The sequence below is a fragment of the Arthrobacter sp. FW306-06-A genome, assembly GCF_021870055.1.
Taxonomy (GTDB): Bacteria; Actinomycetota; Actinomycetes; order Actinomycetales; family Micrococcaceae; genus Arthrobacter.
Genome location: NZ_CP084552.1, coordinates 1,254,048 through 1,270,738, shown reverse-complemented (window position 1 = coordinate 1,270,738; position 16,691 = coordinate 1,254,048). Strand labels below are relative to the sequence as shown.

Sequence of the window (16,691 nt, the reverse complement as noted above, 5' to 3'; positions counted from 1 at the left end):
TCCCAGAGTTCTTGGGCAGATAATCGGGTTTAAATCGTTTCCAAGTCGTATCTGCCCAAAAACTCCCAAGCAGTGGGCGGGGCGTCAGGCGACCGACCTCGCTGAGGCAAGTGCCGCCGTCGTGCCTTCAAAGCATCCCAGCAGCGTCTCCACCAGGCGCGGGGCGAAATCCTCCTCCAATGACAGCACCACACGGCACCGCGCCCCCTTCACTGCCGGGTACCCCGCGTACAGCCCGCGCATGTCGCACACGGTCTGCCCGCGGCCGGGCCCATCGGAGGTGTCGACGGCGGCACGCACCACAGGTGCCAGGGCAGGCCTAACAGCGCCGACAGCGAGCGCCGCCGCAAGAGGATCGTGCATCGCGGAGCAGGGCCGTCCGTAGATGCCCTCATAGAACCGGAAGTAGTAGCCCAGCATCTCCCCCAGCGCCCGCGGCACGGCCCCCGGAGAAGAAAGCAAAGTCTGCCGGTGCGACTCCTCCAAGACAGACGCCATGGTCACGTCCAGCGGCACCAGGGTCACGTCCCAGTCGGCGGCCAGCACCAGGGCGGCGGCCTCGGGGTCGTGCCAGATGTTCGCCTCAGCCACCGGCGTGATGTTCCCCGGCGCCAGCGCGGCCCCGCCCATGATGGTCACCGACTCCACCAGGGACGGCAACGAGGGATCCAGTTCCAGAGCCTCGGCGATGTTCGTCAGCGGCCCGATCGCCACCACCCGCAACGCACCGGGATAAGAGTGAGCCAGCCGCACCAGCATCTCCGCCGCCGACTCCGCAACAACAGAAGCAGCAGAAGGAGCCAACGAAACCTCCCCCACGCCGTTCTCCCCGTGCACCCACGGCGACCCGCCGCCAAAGGAACCAGTAAGCGGATCATCGGCGCCCACAGCCACCGGCACAGAAGAAGCCCCGGCCAGCGAAAGCAGGTCCAGAGTATTCCGGGCACCAACCGCGGCACTCACATTCCCGCTGATCGTCCCGATCCCCACCACGGAGGCAAGAGGTGAGGCGAGCAGGTAGGCCAGGGCGAGGGCGTCGTCGATGCCGGTATCGCAGTCGAGGTAAACGGGGGCAGTCACAATAGATTCCTTCGCAACAGGTAGAGGGGTTAGACCGTCTCGCCCTTGGGGGCGGCGACGAAGAGGCTGACGATGAACGCGGCGGCGGTGATGCCCACCGAGATCCAGAGGGCGGTGGCGTACCCGGCGGCCGTGGCCTGGGCGGCGAACGGCGCCACCAGCACGACGCCGAGGCTCGCCCCGATCCCGAACGAGGCACCGTTGATGCCGGGCAGCGCCGCCGGCGCCTCCTTGGGTGAGAGCAGCACCGAAAGCCCGTTGATGGCGGTCAGGAAGAAGCCGTTGTAGAAGATCCCCAGGCAGGCAACGGCAATAAACACCGCCACCGGGCTGGAAGAAAACACAGCGGCAATCACAGCACAGACCAGGCTCAGCGAAGTCCCCAGCCGCAACGTACGCACCCACCCGCGCCGGTCCGCCAGCCACCCCGCCAACGGTGCGGCGAAGACGCCAATCAGCGCGGCGGGGGTGAGGAACAGCAACGCCGAGATGGAGGCGGAAAGCCCGAAGCCGCCGTCGTTATCCTGGCTCAGCAGCACCACGGTGAAGTTGATGACCGCGAAGATCCCGGCGAGGGTGAGGACGGTGGTGGCGATGACCGGCCACACCTGGCGGGAGCGCAGGTGGTGCACGGCGATGAGCGGGTGGCTGCGGCGCTTCTCGGTGAACCAGAATCCCGAAAACGAAAAAACGGTGCCGGCCAACAGGGCCAGGGCGGTGGGGGACGTCCAGCCGGCGGCCGAACCGTCGGACACGAAGTACGTCAGGAACACCAGGAACAGCGAGAGGGAGCCGGCGCCCCACCAGTCCATGGCGCCGCGCACCCCAGCAGGCCGTCCGGCGGGCACCAGGCGGAAGATGCAGACGGCGGCGACGGCGGTGAGGACGAGCACGACGACGAAGATGGACCGGAAGCCGAGGGTCTCGGCCATGAGCCCGCCCACGTAGCCGTCCACGCCGCCGATCCCGCCGTTGATGGCGGCGATGATGCCCACGGAGGTGCCGAAGACCTTGGCCTGCAGGTTCTCGCTGAGCACGATGTAGGCGAGCGCGAACACAGCGCTGGAGACGCCCTGCAGGAACCGGCCGGTGACCAGCAGCGGCAGGGTGGGCGCGGCGATGCAGAGGACGGTGCCGGCGCCCATGATGCCCAGGACCAGCAGCAGCGCGGCGCGGCGGCCGATGAAGTCGCTCCACCGGCCGATCACGGGCCCGGCGATGGCGCCGGCCAGGAAGAACATGGACTGGACGGGGGCGGCACTGTCCGCGCTTTCGCCGAAGCTCGCGGCGATCTGCGGCAGCGCGGGGGTGACCATGCTGGCGTTCAGCTGGAAGGACAGCACGCCCAGCAGCAGGGTGGAGATCAGCAGGGCGGCACGGCGGCCGGAGAGCCTGGCCGCATCGCCGTCGGGAAGTACGACGGCGGCGCCTCCTTGGGCGGGAGGTGCGGCTGCGGCTGGGGTCGGGGTGTTCACATCAAACTCCTTTGTTCGAGCAGAAGGGATCGTCTTTTCGTGGCGATTCGAGTTGTTATACAACCATGTATGACTCACAAGTACAACCATGCGCTACACTTCTTCGAAAGCCCGGCCGCTTCCGGCCCTCCCCCTTGAGAGAGTTTTCCCATGAACACAACACGTCCTGCCGTCACCGTGGTCGGCAGCATCAACCTGGACCTGATCGCCACCGCCGAACGGCTTCCGACGGCGGGCGAAACCATCGGCGGCGCCGTCCTGTCCGAGCAGCCCGGCGGCAAGGGCGCCAACCAGGCCGCGGCCGCCGCACGCCTGGGCGGCAGCACCCGGATGGTCGGTGCGGTCGGCCAGGACGCCTCCGGCCACCGGATGCTGGATGCTTTGGCTGCCGCCGGCGTGGACACGTCCGATGTTGCTGTCCTCCCCCAGCCGACCGGGACGGCGCTGATCGTGGTGGACCGCGACGGCGAGAACCAGATCGTGGTATGCCCGGGCGCCAACTCGCACCTGTCGCTGGACGGGGTGGAGTTCGGCCCGGAGGAGACGGTGCTGTGCCAGCTCGAGGTGGGCCTGGACGTGGTGCTGGAGGCTGCCCGGAAGGCGCAGGGCTTTTTTGTGCTGAACGCGGCGCCGGCCATGGACCTGCCGGCGGAACTGCTGGAGCGGTGCGACCTGGTGATCGTCAACGAGAGCGAGTACGCGCTGATCCCGGCCCTCGCCGAAGCGAAGCTGGTAGCGGTAACGTACGGCAAGGACGGCTCGGCCATGTTCGAGCACGGTAGGAAGGTGGCCGAGGCGCCGTCTGTTGCTGTTTCCGTGGCGAACACCGTAGGCGCGGGCGACGCGTTCTGCGCCGCTCTGGTCCTGGCGCTGCGGAGCGGGTTGGACTACACCCGGGCTTTGGAAGTGGCGAATGCCGTGGGGGCTGATGCAGTGGGCGATCCGTCGTCGCAGCCGGATTTGGCACAGCTGGGCCACTACGTGGAGCGGGCTGCTGCTGCTTCAGGTGCTTCCTCGTGAGTGTCGCTCTGCCGCTGACTGTCACCTTCCGGCGGGCGGTGCCGGCGGACTTTCCCGAGGTCCGGAGGATCACCCGCGACGCCTACATCGGGGCTGGGCACTTCCCAGCCGACCACCCCTACATGAGCGTGCTGGAGGACGTGGAGCACCGCGCCGAGCATGCGCAGGTGTGGGTTGCCGAGGCCGACGGGAAGGTGGCGGCGGCGGTGACGCTGACGTTCGCCGGCGAGCCGTACAGCGAGATCGCCCGCGACGGGGAGCTGGAGTTCCGGATGCTCGCGGTGGACCCGGCGCACCAGGGCGGCGGCGTGGGCCGGGCCGTGGTGCGCCAGATCGTGGAGCACGCGCGGCAGCTGCCCGGCATCTCGGCGATCAGCATCACCAGCGCCACCTTCATGGAACGCGCTCACGCCCTCTACCGGTCGCTGGACTTCCGGCGCGCGCCGGAGAGGGACTGGTATGTGCCGGGTGAGGACGTGCTGCTGTGGGTGTTCCGACTGCAGCTGGGTGGGTGAGCCGCATGCCCAAAACGATTGGAGCTTCCATCTAATGCTCCAACGCCGAAAGGTTAGCAGCTACGAGCTGCCTCGCGTATACCTCCCGCTGCTCTTCATGCGGAGTGCCGACAGGCACCAACACTCCGGACGCAACCCGCGCACACGTCCCTGCCTCAGACGGGACGTCCGCCATGGCCGGTGTCGCTCCGAGGCCAGCAGGACATTGGAGGTGAAATTCGTGACCACGGTGCTGGTCAGGCACTGGATCAACGCCCCGATCCCCTCTCTGACGCAGAATCGGAAACAGAATCAAGTCCAGACTCAGAGAGCGCGAGCGTGGATCGTGAGAACGCCCGGTCGTCGAGCTACCGAATTCGAGTCAGGGACCCTCGCGGTCGATGGAGTCTCGAAGTGAGCCCGGCAATAGAAGTTCTACAGACATTATCGTCCCGACGTATTTTCATGAGAGGGCGAGATGGGCGAAATGCGAGCAATTCCCTGAAGATTGAGGGACTGCAGCCTGCAACCCACGACGAGGCGCTGAAAGCACTCGACGAGCTAGGGGCGTCTTTTCTATTCGACCTCCAGTTGAAGTACGCGTACGGGGCTAATCTAGCTCTCTTTAGGAGCCCCTCGCCTTACGTGCGGACTTCACAAGCACCCGCATTGATCCCTCTATCTCCTCCCCGCTATTCGTACTCAACAGAAGCTTTGTCGCTGTACCGCCACGCTACCTCGGCGACCGGCAATCTCTTGGCGTTCCTGGCTTACTATCAGGTGCTGGAATTCTTCTTTGCTCGATACTGAGTTGGAAGCAATCCGGAAAGCTCGAACAAACTTAAGAAACCCTCTGTTCAATATCGAGGACGATGGGCAATTGGGGGCGCCTTTTAATGCTGGGCGGCGGCGCCAAAGGCAGATCGGAACGAGACCAATTGAAGGCAACGCTGCGATCCTGCCTGGAAGTAGATGAGATCAACACCCGAACGCGCCGCGCATCTCAAGAACAAGAAAAAGATTGTTGACGTATCAATCACTAATGTCGAAAATCGAGGGGTTGACCTCATCGATCAGGAAGCTGATCGCATCTATGACATTCGGTGCCGGGTGGTTCATGCAAAGGATGGGGCTGGCCACGATTCAAAGCTGCTTATGCCCTATTCTCCTGAGGTGAAAGAGTTGAGCCACGACGTTGATCTAGTTAGGTTCTGCGCACAACGCGCGCTGATCGCAAGTGCAGGCCCAATACAGCATTAGTATGTTCACCGCAGAACTCATCCAGGCGGCGGCAAGGGTGCAGAAACCTCCGATTAATAAGAGCGGCACAGCTGCGGGGCGGTCAACCTTGCCGACCGCCAAGCGGGGGGCCGTTGCAGTTGCTATATCCAGGTGTCAGAAAGGCGCCTTCCCGCGCGCCCAACTATGGTTCCAGTTCCCCGCATGCCCTGTGGCCTGAAAATCGGTTATTTCAACGTTTGCGAAGGGGTTGTCAAGGTAGCGGACGTCACAGCTTCCGGGGTGACCTGAGTCAAGCAGAACTAGAGCAAGGCGGTAGTGGGGTTTAGCATTCTTACCCGTTACAACCTCATTGTGTGTGACCCAGAAATCGGCCGCTTCAGCATCATGCGCGACGACTTTGATGCGGTAGGTCTGACCGGACAAAGGGTCGGTCGACAGGATGTCGTAACCATGAGTGTTGCTCGATTGCAGTTTAGGGACCCGACCAATCTGTCGCTCCTGTGCGAGCACAACCTCAACGCTGCGACGCTGAACGACCGTTGATGGCACCCCGCTCATCGCCTTGCTATCAATAGCGACATCGGAATCAAGCATCGCAGCAGGGAGAACAAGTGCCGCTGTGACGATTAGCGGCGATTTGGTTGACATTTTGCCCTGTTGGTCGATGAGTTCGAGCCGACGGTCGAGGCGCGTTTGGAGGTCCGTCGCCTTTCGGCTCAAGCTCTCCGAGGACTCTTTCAGCTTCTCTCCAAGGTTCTCCCGCTCGGCCGCGGCAACCGCCTCCGAGAGAAGTCGCTCAATCTCATACTTGAGACGTGCCTGGACCAACCCGCGCTGTTTGTCGAGTTCGGCGGATCGCCGAGGCTGGATGGCAGCAAGGTAGCTGGGCAATTCGTTCTCGATAATCCAGCTCACCGCATTTGATTCTGCATTGTGTAACCACGGAAGTGCCTTCGCCTGGCTAACGGAGGCAACGTCAGGCGCCGACATGCAGTCCAGGTAGGGAGCCGGACCGGCGTCGGTGACTGCGCCGTCCTCACTCACATAGGCGTAACCGAATCTACGCGCGACCGAAGCGCCCAACGAGTCGACAATTTCTTCGACAACCCCTACCAGCAGGCAGGGCGACTCAATTCTTGAGGAGACAAGCACGGTGCCCCTGTTGAGGACTCCTGCCAAAGTGGTAACCGCATGGTCCATCACCGAATCATGGAGAGGGTGACCTGGTGCCAGCAAGTCCGCGCCGGTTCCCTCGTCATCGTGGACTAGGCTGAGATCGAAAGTCACGCGTTCATATCTCGTGGCGACAGGGCCGTACTTGCCGTTCCGAAGCGCGGAAGGCACATGACCGATCTCGAAGCGGCCCTTCTCCCGCCGCACCATTTTGCCGCCGAATCGAGTGAAGGCCTCCTTGAAAGCCAGCTCGATGTAATGAGGCTGAAGACGACGAGCACGAGCTTCATCCATCGACGCTCGGAGGGCGGCAAGATCGGCATCGGACAGGTGCTCGTTGGCTAAGGCGCGTTCGTTAAGCAGTTCTTGCAACCCCTCGGACACGCTTCGGTCGATAACCTGGTGCATACGTGCCTTGGTTTCAGGGAGTTCACCGTAGCGAATCGCCTCAATCAACAGTTCCCGAAGGGGTGTATCTGCAAAAGCCGAACCTAGGACATCGAAAACATTGCCACCATAAGCTCTCCGCTGCTCCTCAATCTTATTAAGCAGCGCCGTGAAAACTTCGCCCTCCCGCGTATTAGCAGCGACGAGGTTCCATAGCCGGCAAACCTCCGTCTGCCCGATGCGATGAATACGCCCAAAGCGCTGCTCGATACGGTTTGGATTCCAAGGCAAGTCATAATTGACCATCAGATGTGCGGCTTGAAGATTCAAACCCTCGCCCGCGGCGTCCGTTGCCAACATGATCTGGCAGTCCGGATTCTTAGTGAACTCCTCGGTGATGGCACGGCGATCGTGTCTGCGAATGCCACCGTGGATCGCGACGACAGACTTTGGGCGACCAAGCAGATGCGTGATGCGCTCCATGAGGTAGTTCAGGGTGTCCCGGTGCTCCGTGAAGATAATGAGCTTGCGGGGCTTCCCACTGGAATCCAGCGGCATGACGTTGTCTTCAAGAATCAATCGAAGCTCGGACCACTTTTTGTCCTCCCCGAGGTCGCGTACTTCCCTCGCGACCTCCGCCAGTGACGTAAGCTCTTGGATCTCTGCTTCAAGCTCGGCGATCGTTTCTGCGGCCGTCGCAGCGTCAACTACGTTCTCTTCGAACTCCTCGAGATCTTCGGCGGACACCTCGACAATATCAATGTCCGAAGTAATGTACTTGTAGCGCTCGGGTCTGAGGACATCGCGATCCTCCCGATAAGTCCCGTTCTCAATGCCACGCTTAGTGAAGTCCAGTCGCTGCGCACGACGAACCAGGCTACGGTGAATAGCCTCTGGGCTCGACGCAAGCCTCCGCTGCAAAACAGTCAACGCAAAACCGACGGTGTTACGACGTTTGCCATCAAGCTTGGCTGCTCGATTCATGCCGTTACGAACGTAGTCGGTCACCTGCTGGTAGAGGTCATTCTCCAGCTCGGTGAGCTCATACGGGATAGACTCGGCAATCCGTTCCGGAAAAAGCTTGCGACCCTCAAACGTCAAAAGGTCTTCCTTCACCATTCGGCGCATGACGTCACTGGTGTCGACGGAGACGCCATTCTTACCGGCGAATCGGTCCTTATCGAGCAAACTAAGAAAGAGTTGAAAATCCTCCTCTTTACCTGAGTGTGGCGTCGCGGTCATGAGAAGGAAGTGCCGAGATACCTCGCTGATCAGCTCTCCGAGTTGGAACCGTTTCGTTTTTTCTAACTTGCTACCGAAGTAATGTGCGCCCATTCGATGCGCCTCGTCTACGATCGCTAAGTCCCAGTGGCTATTCCGCAGCCGCTGCTGGAGGTCCTCGTTGCGCGCCAGCTGGTCCATTCGCGCGATAAGCAGATGATGATTATCAAAGACGTCGTTGCCCAGACTTGTATCAATCATGGGTGTTGTGAGGATCTCGAATGACAGACCGAACTTGAAGAACAACTCGTCCTGCCACTGTTCAACTAGGCCGCCAGGCGCGACTATGAGACACCGTTGCACGTCTTCACGAAGGATCAGCTCCTTGATATAAAGCCCCGCCATAATCGTTTTGCCGGCCCCCGGGTCATCCGCCAACAGGTATCGCAAGGGGGTGCGCGGCAACAACTCGCCGTATACCGCACGGATCTGGTGAGGAAGCGGCTGAACGTTACTCGTCGCTACGGCGAGCATTGGATCATACAGACCTGCGAGCTTAATCCTCTGTGCCTCAGCGACGGTTTTAAAGTCGATGGAAGAAGCGTCGAATGGACGGCTCCCCGAAGCTGAAATCGCAAGCGAATCCTCGTCACGCCGGAACATCACGCGCTGTCCCAAGTCACCCGACGATGTCTTGTACGTCAGCTCAACTGCGTCCCGACCATGAGGCTGACCGAAAATCACCTGCACTACTTCATGAGGCACAACGCCAGTAATCTGCAGGCCAGGCGCCAAGTCCTCTAACTTCAATTGATTTACTCCAGCTTCACGTAGGATGCTATCCAGCCGGCCCACTTCGCGTCGGACCTTCAACCATCTTGAAGAATACTGCCAAGGGGGCTCGATGAAGCGCGCCGAGCGCCAACAGTTAAGCGTGCTTATCGAACAAGTGCGGGGTTGGATCCAGACGGTCAAAGAAATCCGGCACCTCTCTGCGCACTTACCGCTGTCTGGCCCAGCTAACCTAGCGGACGATGACTGGACTCTCTTGGTCAGGGTTGAGGAGGCAGCTGAGTCTGGCGATCCCGACGAAGCCGACCGTCTGACACAGACAACCTGGCTAACGAGTGGCAAGAGACTCCGACCCGCGCATGACGCCGCTGCCCGACTTGCTCACTTCCGAGATTGGTACTGTACGCTCGGAGCCCCACAACGCCTCGAGCAACTCCAGAATGAACTGACAGCACTCGGAGTCGCTGAACGCGACGACCTCGCCGACGTTCTGAGCTCCCTAAGCACTACGGGAAATAAGGCGTCACAGATGCTGGATGAGGCCTCTCATCTGCCAATCACCCGGGAACGGGCCCTCGGAGATGATGAACGCAGTGCTGGCCTAGCACTCATCGACCTTCTCAATGAGCACCACGATGAGTCGATGAAACTTCTCGATCCGTCCTGGTGCGAGGCAGGCACCTGCGCTAAGGCCCACGGCTCCACCCACATTCTGCACGAAGCGCAGATCATCGGACGCAAGAGCGGGACTGCAGAGCGCATAAATGCTGCCGCGACCCGCGTGTCCACTCAACTTTCGCTCGAGCGCTCCCGACTGCCTCAGATCTTTAAAGATTTGGCGACCTGGAGAGCGGCCGCACAGCAGGCCGAGTTCGCCGCGGAGCACATGACAATCAATCCCGCAGGGGTGCTGTCGGAGTCTGAATCGAACACCCTTCAGGCCCTCATCCAAACCTACGATACAGATGCTGGTATATATAACATTGTTGCAGCGGAGATGAGTTGCAGCAGCAAGTTGTGCTCGCAAACCCACGAAGCAACAGCACGACTGGCAGCTTTGCACGCCTCACTCACCGCGCACGGAACGAATAACCCCATACTTAGCGTGGCCGAACGGCTCCAGGCAGCGCGATCAGCGGAGTGGGAGCGACTTCGCGGGGCGTTGGAGGACCTTGAGGAGTGGGATCGGTCAGCCTCACTAGTATTGCGCTGCTCCGCACATATGCCCCTAACTAGGACATACGCTCTTACCGAAGGGGAGCGAACGGCGGCGGCCACCATTCGAGAAACCGTAGCTGAACACAGCGTTGAGGTACGGTCGCTACTTGACCCCGCCTCGTGTGAATCTGGGCATTGTGGTGGCCTTCACCGAGCCGGCTCGCTCTTGAATGAGGCATATCTGGATTTGCTGACATCGGGCGGCGGGCAGGCAGTTGTGGCGGCTAGCGCCTCCATACAGGAACAGATGAAGGATGAGCGGGCGCGACTGCGCACCGCTTTAGATGACCTTGAAGAGTGGGGGATGGCAGCGTCACTCGCGTTGATCGAGGCCGAACATCTGCCTCTGACACGGACCGGCGCTCTCTCAGAAATCGAGCGCACTGCTGCGGCGAGGCTCCAAGACCTCAGCGAGACGAATAGCCCGGAAGCTGGGCGCCTCCTCGACCCGAGCTCATGCGATGCGGACGGCTGCCAAGGTGCCCATGAAGCTGCGTTTCTGCTAGGTCAGGGTCACGCGGAGTTGTTGGCGTCGGGCGAGGGGCAGGCAGTCGTAGCGGCCTGTGATCGGATAGGGAATCTGCTTAAGGAGGAGCGAGAGGAGGTCGCAGTTCTCTACCAGGACGTCCTAGGTTGGCCGGAGTTGGTGCAACAAATTCACGCCACTCGCGAGGATGCGTTGGCCAACTCAAAAGCGACGGTCCAGCAACTGATTGAGGACTCGGCTTCCATTAAGATCAGCCGCACAGCCATGAGGTTGCTCCCACTGCACGAGAGCAGTGAAGTCTTGGTTGCCAGCCTCTCTGTGCTTCGGGACGCCGCGCTCACTGAAAAAGACAGCGAGTTCCTGAATGAAACCGCAGCGCTGGCTAGCCGGGTCGCCGCGGTGGTTGGTGACGGCTTCAACTCCGACTGGGAGTGCGAGGCTGGGGGAAAATGTGAGCGTGCCCACCGAGTTATTCTGGAAGCCTTTGAGGCCGCCAACTTCGTCAAAGCGCAGCTGGCCCGACTGACTGTCAACATCCAGGACGTGCCGACTGAGCCCCATCAGTTACTCGATCCCTCCCTTGGGCTGAATGCCTACCTGCCCGCGAATCACACTATTGCTGAGACCTTCCCCATCGAATTGCTAAAGGGCGCGTGGGCCAAGCTCCCACTTATTGCCAACGCAGAGAACGCCGCGAAAGAGGCAGCGACTGAGGCACGTGCAGCGGCCGACAAAGTCCGCGCTGGAGACGTTGCCGATGCTCTGAAGGCGATGGATCTCGAAGTCCTACGCAAAGCAGCTCCACAGCGGCAGCTACGGACTGCTCCGTTGGAGGACTACGAGCTGCACAACGTTTGGGACGTTCTGCGCTTTCAAGACGACTATTCACTGAAATCCCTGCCCGGTCTTGGCGAAGCCACTGCGCGGCCTATCGCTCAGGCGTCGTTGCGTCTTTTCGAGGCCGTGCGAGAGGAGACCCCCGTCCGTATCGACGTGAAAGGGAAGGGAAAGGCAACTACCGCGCTACTAGAGTCGCTCGCGCGCTGGGACAACGCACGGAAGTTCAGCCCGACTAAGGACGAAGTGGCGCTGGCGAAAGGTCTAACTCGACTTATCAAGAAGAAGAGCAGCTTTACCCCCCTCGGGGTTCTGGTGATCATTGAAGGAGGGAAAGCTCATAAAAGTACCCCAGCCGCTTCAGATGTATTGCACGACGCGCTGAATCGCCTCGTGCCTCCCTCCGGCACTGCAAGCATTTGGACCGATTTCCTCTCCCGACCGGCTGATTACTTCGGCATGCTCACCGAACTTGGATTCATGACCGAGGATGAGAAGAGCATGCACGGCGATCTCCCGGAGGAGATCGTTGAAGCAGTGCGCGCCAAGGAACTGAAGCGGGACTATCTCACCGCCTCGCTTCGTGCCTATCAGAGCTTCGGTGCACGATTCGCCCTCGTGCAAGAAAAGGTGATCATCGGAGACGAGATGGGGCTGGGTAAGACGGTTGAAGCACTAGCCGTGCTCGCCCACCTCCGTGCGCGCGGTCAATCGCATTTCCTCGTTGTCTGTCCGGCCGCGGTCGTTAGTAACTGGACTCGCGAGACGGCAAAGCACACCAAGTTGAAGGCCTCACGCCTCCACGGCACGCCATGGGAGCGAAACCACGCGGCAAAGGCGTGGGCCAAGAACGGTGGCGTCGCCGTCACCACATATGATCTCCTGCCGTGGGCAAAGGAGTACCTGAGTGGAGTCGATCTGGGGGGCGTCATTCTCGATGAGGCCCACTACATCAAAAATCCCAAGGCTAAGCGCTCGCTCGCAGCGGCCGAGATCATCAACTCCACGACCTGCGCAATCTTGATGACTGGCACGCCATTGGAGAACAGTGTCGCCGAGTTCCGCAATCTGATCAGCTATATCCGCCCCGACCTCGCGGAGGAAGCGCCTGAATATCTCGCCAAGGCTTTTCGCAAGCATGTCGCGCCAGCCTACCTACGCCGTAACCAGGAGGATGTGCTCACAGAGCTTCCCGAAGTGGTCGAGATAGATGAGTGGATGGGGATGTCGCACTCTGATGAGCTGGTTTACGGCCGAGCCGTAAGGGACGGCCAGTTCATGTTGATGCGGCGCGCCGCAATGATGTCGGAAGAATCCATGAAGGTCAGCCGGCTGCTAGAAATTGTAGGAGAAGCTGAAGCTAATGGCCGACGGATTATCGTCTTTTCGTACTTCCGAGAAGTCCTGAACCAGGTCGCTCGACTACTACCCGGTCAGGTTTTTGGCCCCCTCACAGGGTCCCTACCTGCGGCAGATCGACAGAAGCTCGTTGACCGCTTCTCGCAGGCCGGGCAAGGCGCCGTCCTCGTTGCGCAGATAACCGCGGGTGGTGTCGGCTTGAACATCCAGTCTGCGTCGGTCGTTGTGATCTGCGAGCCGCAGATCAAACCAACGATGGAGTCACAGGCCATCGCGAGAGCTCACCGGATGGGCCAGACCGATACCGTTCAGGTGCACCGTCTGCTCACGGAAGACAGCGTGGACGAGCGCATCCGCGACATTCTGAAAGACAAGAGGCAACTCTTTGACGAGTTCGCTCGGGACAGTGTTATCGCCAAGCAGGCTCCCGACGCCGTTGACGTATCTGAGGTCGAGCTTGCACGAATTGTGGTGGCAGCGGAGCGCGAAAGACTATCTATTGTGGCAGGGTAAACTTCGATGACAGCTGTCCCGGCACCGAGCCGCTAAACCTTCGGTTTCGGAAGCGGTCGTGAACTCTCTCCCACCATGGGATGCTGGTCTCGCGGTTCCTGGTGTCAATGGCCAGTTGTTTCTGCCCACGGGCGGCCATCAATTGTGCCCGCTGGTGGCCAGTAAAACTACCCGGTTATGGCCAACGGATCTGCCCACTGATTGGTTTCGGCGGGGTTGGCCATCGTTGGGTTGGTCAGTTCAGTCGGGTGACTCCTTTTCCGGCGAGGGCTTGGGTGAGGCGGACGGAATCGCCGCTGGTTTGGCAGACGTGGGCGTGGTGCAGCAGCCGGTCCACGGTGGCGGTGGCGAGGGTTTTGGGCATGAGCTCATCGAACCCGGCGGGGTGGAGGTTGGAGCTGATCGCGACGGATCGTTTTTCGTAGGCTGCGTCCACGACCCGGTAGAGGCCTTCGGCGGCGTCCGTGGCCACGGGTAACAGACCAATATCATCGATGACCACGAGCTCGGCGCGGAGGATGCGGGCGACGGCGCGGGTGACGCTGTCATCGGTGCGGTGGGCGCGGATGAGGACGCCGAGGTCCTCAAGCCGGAACCAGGCGACCCGCATTCCGGCTTCGACGGCTTGCTGGCCGAGGGCTTCGAGGAAGAACGTTTTCCCGGTTCCCGAGGGCCCGCAGACGACCAGGTTTTCCCTGCGGGTGATCCATTCCAGGGTCCGGAGGGCTTGCTGGGTCGGTGCGGGGATGGAGGACGCTGCCGGGTCCCACGCCTCGAAGGTTTTCCCGGTCGGGAACCCTGCTGCTTTGCGGCGGGAAGCGAGCATGGACCGGGCCCGGCCAGCGGCTTCCTCGGTGAAGAGGGCTCTGATGACCTCGGCCGGTTCCCAGCGCTGGGCGCGGGCGGTCGCGATCAGGTCCGGGGCCAGCGCCCGGGCATGGGGCATTTTCAGGGACCGCATCAACGCTTCCAGGTCTGCCGGCAGCGGCGGGGAGGCGGTGTTGGGCGTGGTGACGGGGCTCATCGGGCCTCCTCCGGGGTGATCTTGGTGGTGTTGGTTGTGGTGTTCAGGGCGGCGTTGCCGATCGCGGCCCACGCGCCGGTTCCCTGGGTCAGCGAGCTCGCTTCGTTGGCCGCGTGAGTGGTGGTGCGGCGGATGTTGGCGTTCAGGATCGAGGCGAGGTCCTGGTGCGCGAACCGGCCATGCAGGGCGGCGTCGCCCAAGGCGCGGTCGACCTGGTCAGTGCCGGCGATTTTGGCCAGCGTGACGGCTTCGGCCATTTTGATGTTTATCCGTGCCGTTCCGGCCGCGGCGGCCTCGACCAGCCAGGTTCTGGCGCCTTCGCCGATGGCCAGGAACGCGGCCTCGTCCGCGTTCCTGGCCCTGACCTCGTAATCGCCGGGGACCCTGGTCCGGGGTCCGGGGAAGTGTTCGTCGTTGATGGCGGGGCTGCCGGGCCGTGCCCGGTCGTGGCGGGCGACTTCAACCGGACCGGTCGTGCCATGGTGGACGATGATGACCTGCTCGCCGGGCCCGGTCCCGTGGGTTCGGACGAACACCCGGGCCCCGAGCAGGTGGGCCGGGACGGAGTACTGGGCGTTTTCGAAGGTGACCATCGGGGTGTTCTCGGGAACGGTGCGGGCAAGGCCGAACACGACCGTGTGCGCAGTATCCGGGATCCGGTGCAACCGCGGGGCTTCCTCGGCGAGCATTGCCGCGGGTTTCCGCCGCGTCGTCCGGTGCTCCCGGTGATTGACCTCGTCCATGAACGCCTGGCAGGCGGCCTCGAGTTCGGCGAACGTGCCGTATTCGTCGCGGAGGTTGGTGTCTTTGGGCACGAGATCAGCCTTGGCGAGCTTCACCGATGCTTCCACTCCGCCTTTGGTTGCCGGGTCCGCGGGCTGGCAGGTCAGCACGGTCACCCCGTAGTGCCGGGCGAAGTCCAGGGTCTGATGGTTCCGCACCGGGACCCCGGCAACATGGGCGGTGGTCACGGTCTTCTCGTTGTCCGTGAGTACATACGTTGGTGCTCCGCCGAAGATCCGGAAGCACCGGTCCAGCGCCGCGAAGACGCTCGGCGCCGTCCGGTCTTTGAGCGGGATCACGACGCGGAAGCGGGAGAACGCCAGCCACGCCACGAACAGGATGGTCTTCACCCCGCCGATCCGGGGCCCGTCGCCGAAGTCGTACTGCAGCCACATGCCCGGTTCGGTGATCCAGGGCCGGTGGACCCGGGTATGGCCCAACCGCCATGCCGCCTTGACCTGCGCGATCGCCCGTCGGGTGGAGCGTTCCGAACCCGTATAGCCCAGCGCGAGGAGCTTTGCGTGGGCCTTATCGGCCCGGATCCGGCCCTTGGAGGCCTCCACCCATTCTTCGATCTTGGGCAGGTACGGGTCGGTGACCCGGCCCCGGGCCGTTGGTTCCCCGATCGGCCGGCCGGCGTCCCGGGCGGCGACGTGTTTGGCAACGGTGTGGTGCGAGCAGCCCGTGAGCTCCGCGGTGGCGCGCAACGATCCGGTCAGATCGTAGGCAGCAAGAATTTCCATGATTTCTCCGTCAGACTTCATACAGGGCCTCTTCCTGGTTCGCTTGGTGCGCTTAGACACCGTCATCAAACCCCAGGGAGAGGCTCCCGCCGCTTAAGGCGCGGTCGGTTCAGTAAGGAAGTGGGCAGATCTCATGGCCACCATCGGGCAGTTTTACTGGCCGTCAGTGGGCACTTTCGTGGCCGCCTATGGGCAGTTTTTCATGGCCGCTAACATCCTGGCCCACATCCGGCACACGGTCACCAAACGCAAATAATCGAAACGTGTATACAAAACTTGTGGTGGTGGCCCTCTAACGCTGGCGGGCAGGCTGTGACTTGGCCGCTGCGGGAGTCGTCTACAAATGTGTACGGCGACGACCTACGGCAGGACGCTATTTCCTCTGCGGACGCCGGCTGTGCGAGGCCGGGCCCTAAGCACTCCTGGCAAACCCTTCCCCGCGACCGGGCGTTCAGCGTGTCGTGAGTAGAATGTCCGTTGGGGCACAGTCACCACACTCGTTGATTGAGATCGGGGCTCACGTCGTGGGGTGTCAACTCGCCATTCAAGTCCGGGTGCCGCTGCGCCGTCCATTCCGAAAATCGCGGCGCAAGCGATGTTTCTGGCTGGCGGTGTGACTGCGGCTTTTCCGACAAACCATCCCCTTGGTTTTTCGGTCCGCACTCCACGGGCGGCACAGAACTCAATAAACGGGCCAAAACTCCGGACATGCCTGGCCACCGCCGCGGAACCCATCCCTGCCAATAGAGCGCGCTGCGGCGTGACATGGGCGCCCGGCCGGAGTCCTGCCACTTTCTTATCGTGCTGGCGCTTGTGGCGCGTATCGCGCGCACTTTTTTAAAC

General features: G+C 61.8%; 8 protein-coding genes. 3 read left to right on the top strand and 5 right to left on the bottom strand.

What is annotated here, in order from left to right; genetic code table 11:
- Nucleotides 1-84: 84 nt before the first annotated feature.
- Entirely contained in the window at nt 85-1,080 is a 996-nt protein-coding gene (locus LFT49_RS05890; RefSeq protein WP_237430044.1) for a nucleoside hydrolase, read from the bottom strand.
- A 29-nt stretch (nt 1,081-1,109) separates the two neighbouring features.
- Entirely contained in the window at nt 1,110-2,555 is a 1,446-nt protein-coding gene (locus LFT49_RS05885) for an MFS transporter (RefSeq protein WP_237430043.1), read from the bottom strand.
- A gap of 150 nt (nt 2,556-2,705) precedes the next feature.
- Between LFT49_RS05885 and LFT49_RS05880 the strand changes: the two genes are divergently transcribed.
- Together LFT49_RS05880 and LFT49_RS05875 are read left to right on the top strand one after the other, a co-directional pair.
- The gene (locus LFT49_RS05880) at nt 2,706-3,575 is read left to right on the top strand and encodes a ribokinase (protein ID WP_237430042.1); all 870 of its coding nucleotides are present in this window, start codon (nt 2,706-2,708) and stop codon (nt 3,573-3,575) included.
- The gene (locus LFT49_RS05875) at nt 3,572-4,090 is read left to right on the top strand and encodes a GNAT family N-acetyltransferase (RefSeq protein ID WP_237430041.1); all 519 of its coding nucleotides are present in this window, start codon (nt 3,572-3,574) and stop codon (nt 4,088-4,090) included. The genes LFT49_RS05880 and LFT49_RS05875 overlap by 4 nt, the downstream gene beginning before the upstream one ends.
- Nucleotides 4,091-5,464: 1,374 nt before the next feature.
- Here LFT49_RS05875 and LFT49_RS05865 read toward each other — a convergent pair.
- Nucleotides 5,465-8,902 (bottom strand): helicase-related protein, encoded by a 3,438-nt coding sequence (locus LFT49_RS05865; protein WP_237430040.1) that lies wholly within the window; start codon nt 8,900-8,902, stop codon nt 5,465-5,467.
- Nucleotides 8,903-9,413: 511 nt separating this feature from the next.
- Here LFT49_RS05865 and LFT49_RS05860 point away from each other — a divergent pair.
- Complete coding sequence (locus tag LFT49_RS05860; RefSeq protein WP_237430039.1) at nt 9,414-13,298, top strand: DEAD/DEAH box helicase; 3,885 nt, start codon at nt 9,414-9,416, stop codon at nt 13,296-13,298.
- Between the two features lie 235 nt (nt 13,299-13,533).
- Here the strand turns inward: LFT49_RS05860 and istB are convergent, their stop codons facing one another.
- The gene (gene istB, locus LFT49_RS05855; protein ID WP_237430038.1) at nt 13,534-14,322 is read right to left on the bottom strand and encodes an IS21-like element helper ATPase IstB; all 789 of its coding nucleotides are present in this window, start codon (nt 14,320-14,322) and stop codon (nt 13,534-13,536) included.
- The gene (gene istA / locus LFT49_RS05850) at nt 14,319-15,869 is read right to left on the bottom strand and encodes an IS21 family transposase (protein WP_237430037.1); all 1,551 of its coding nucleotides are present in this window, start codon (nt 15,867-15,869) and stop codon (nt 14,319-14,321) included. Before istA ends, istB begins: the two co-directional genes overlap by 4 nt.
- Nucleotides 15,870-16,691 lie beyond the last annotated feature (822 nt).

Bases quoted from the DNA above. Each gene is read 5' to 3' on its own strand.
- LFT49_RS05880 (WP_237430042.1), top strand. From the start codon at position 2,706: ATGAACACAACACGTCCTGCCGTCACCGTGGTCGGCAGCATCAACCTG.
- LFT49_RS05860 (WP_237430039.1), top strand. From the start codon at position 9,414: ATGCTGGATGAGGCCTCTCATCTGCCAATCACCCGGGAACGGGCCCTC.
- istB (WP_237430038.1), bottom strand. From the start codon at position 14,322: ATGAGCCCCGTCACCACGCCCAACACCGCCTCCCCGCCGCTGCCGGCA.
- istA (WP_237430037.1), bottom strand. From the start codon at position 15,869: ATGAAGTCTGACGGAGAAATCATGGAAATTCTTGCTGCCTACGATCTG.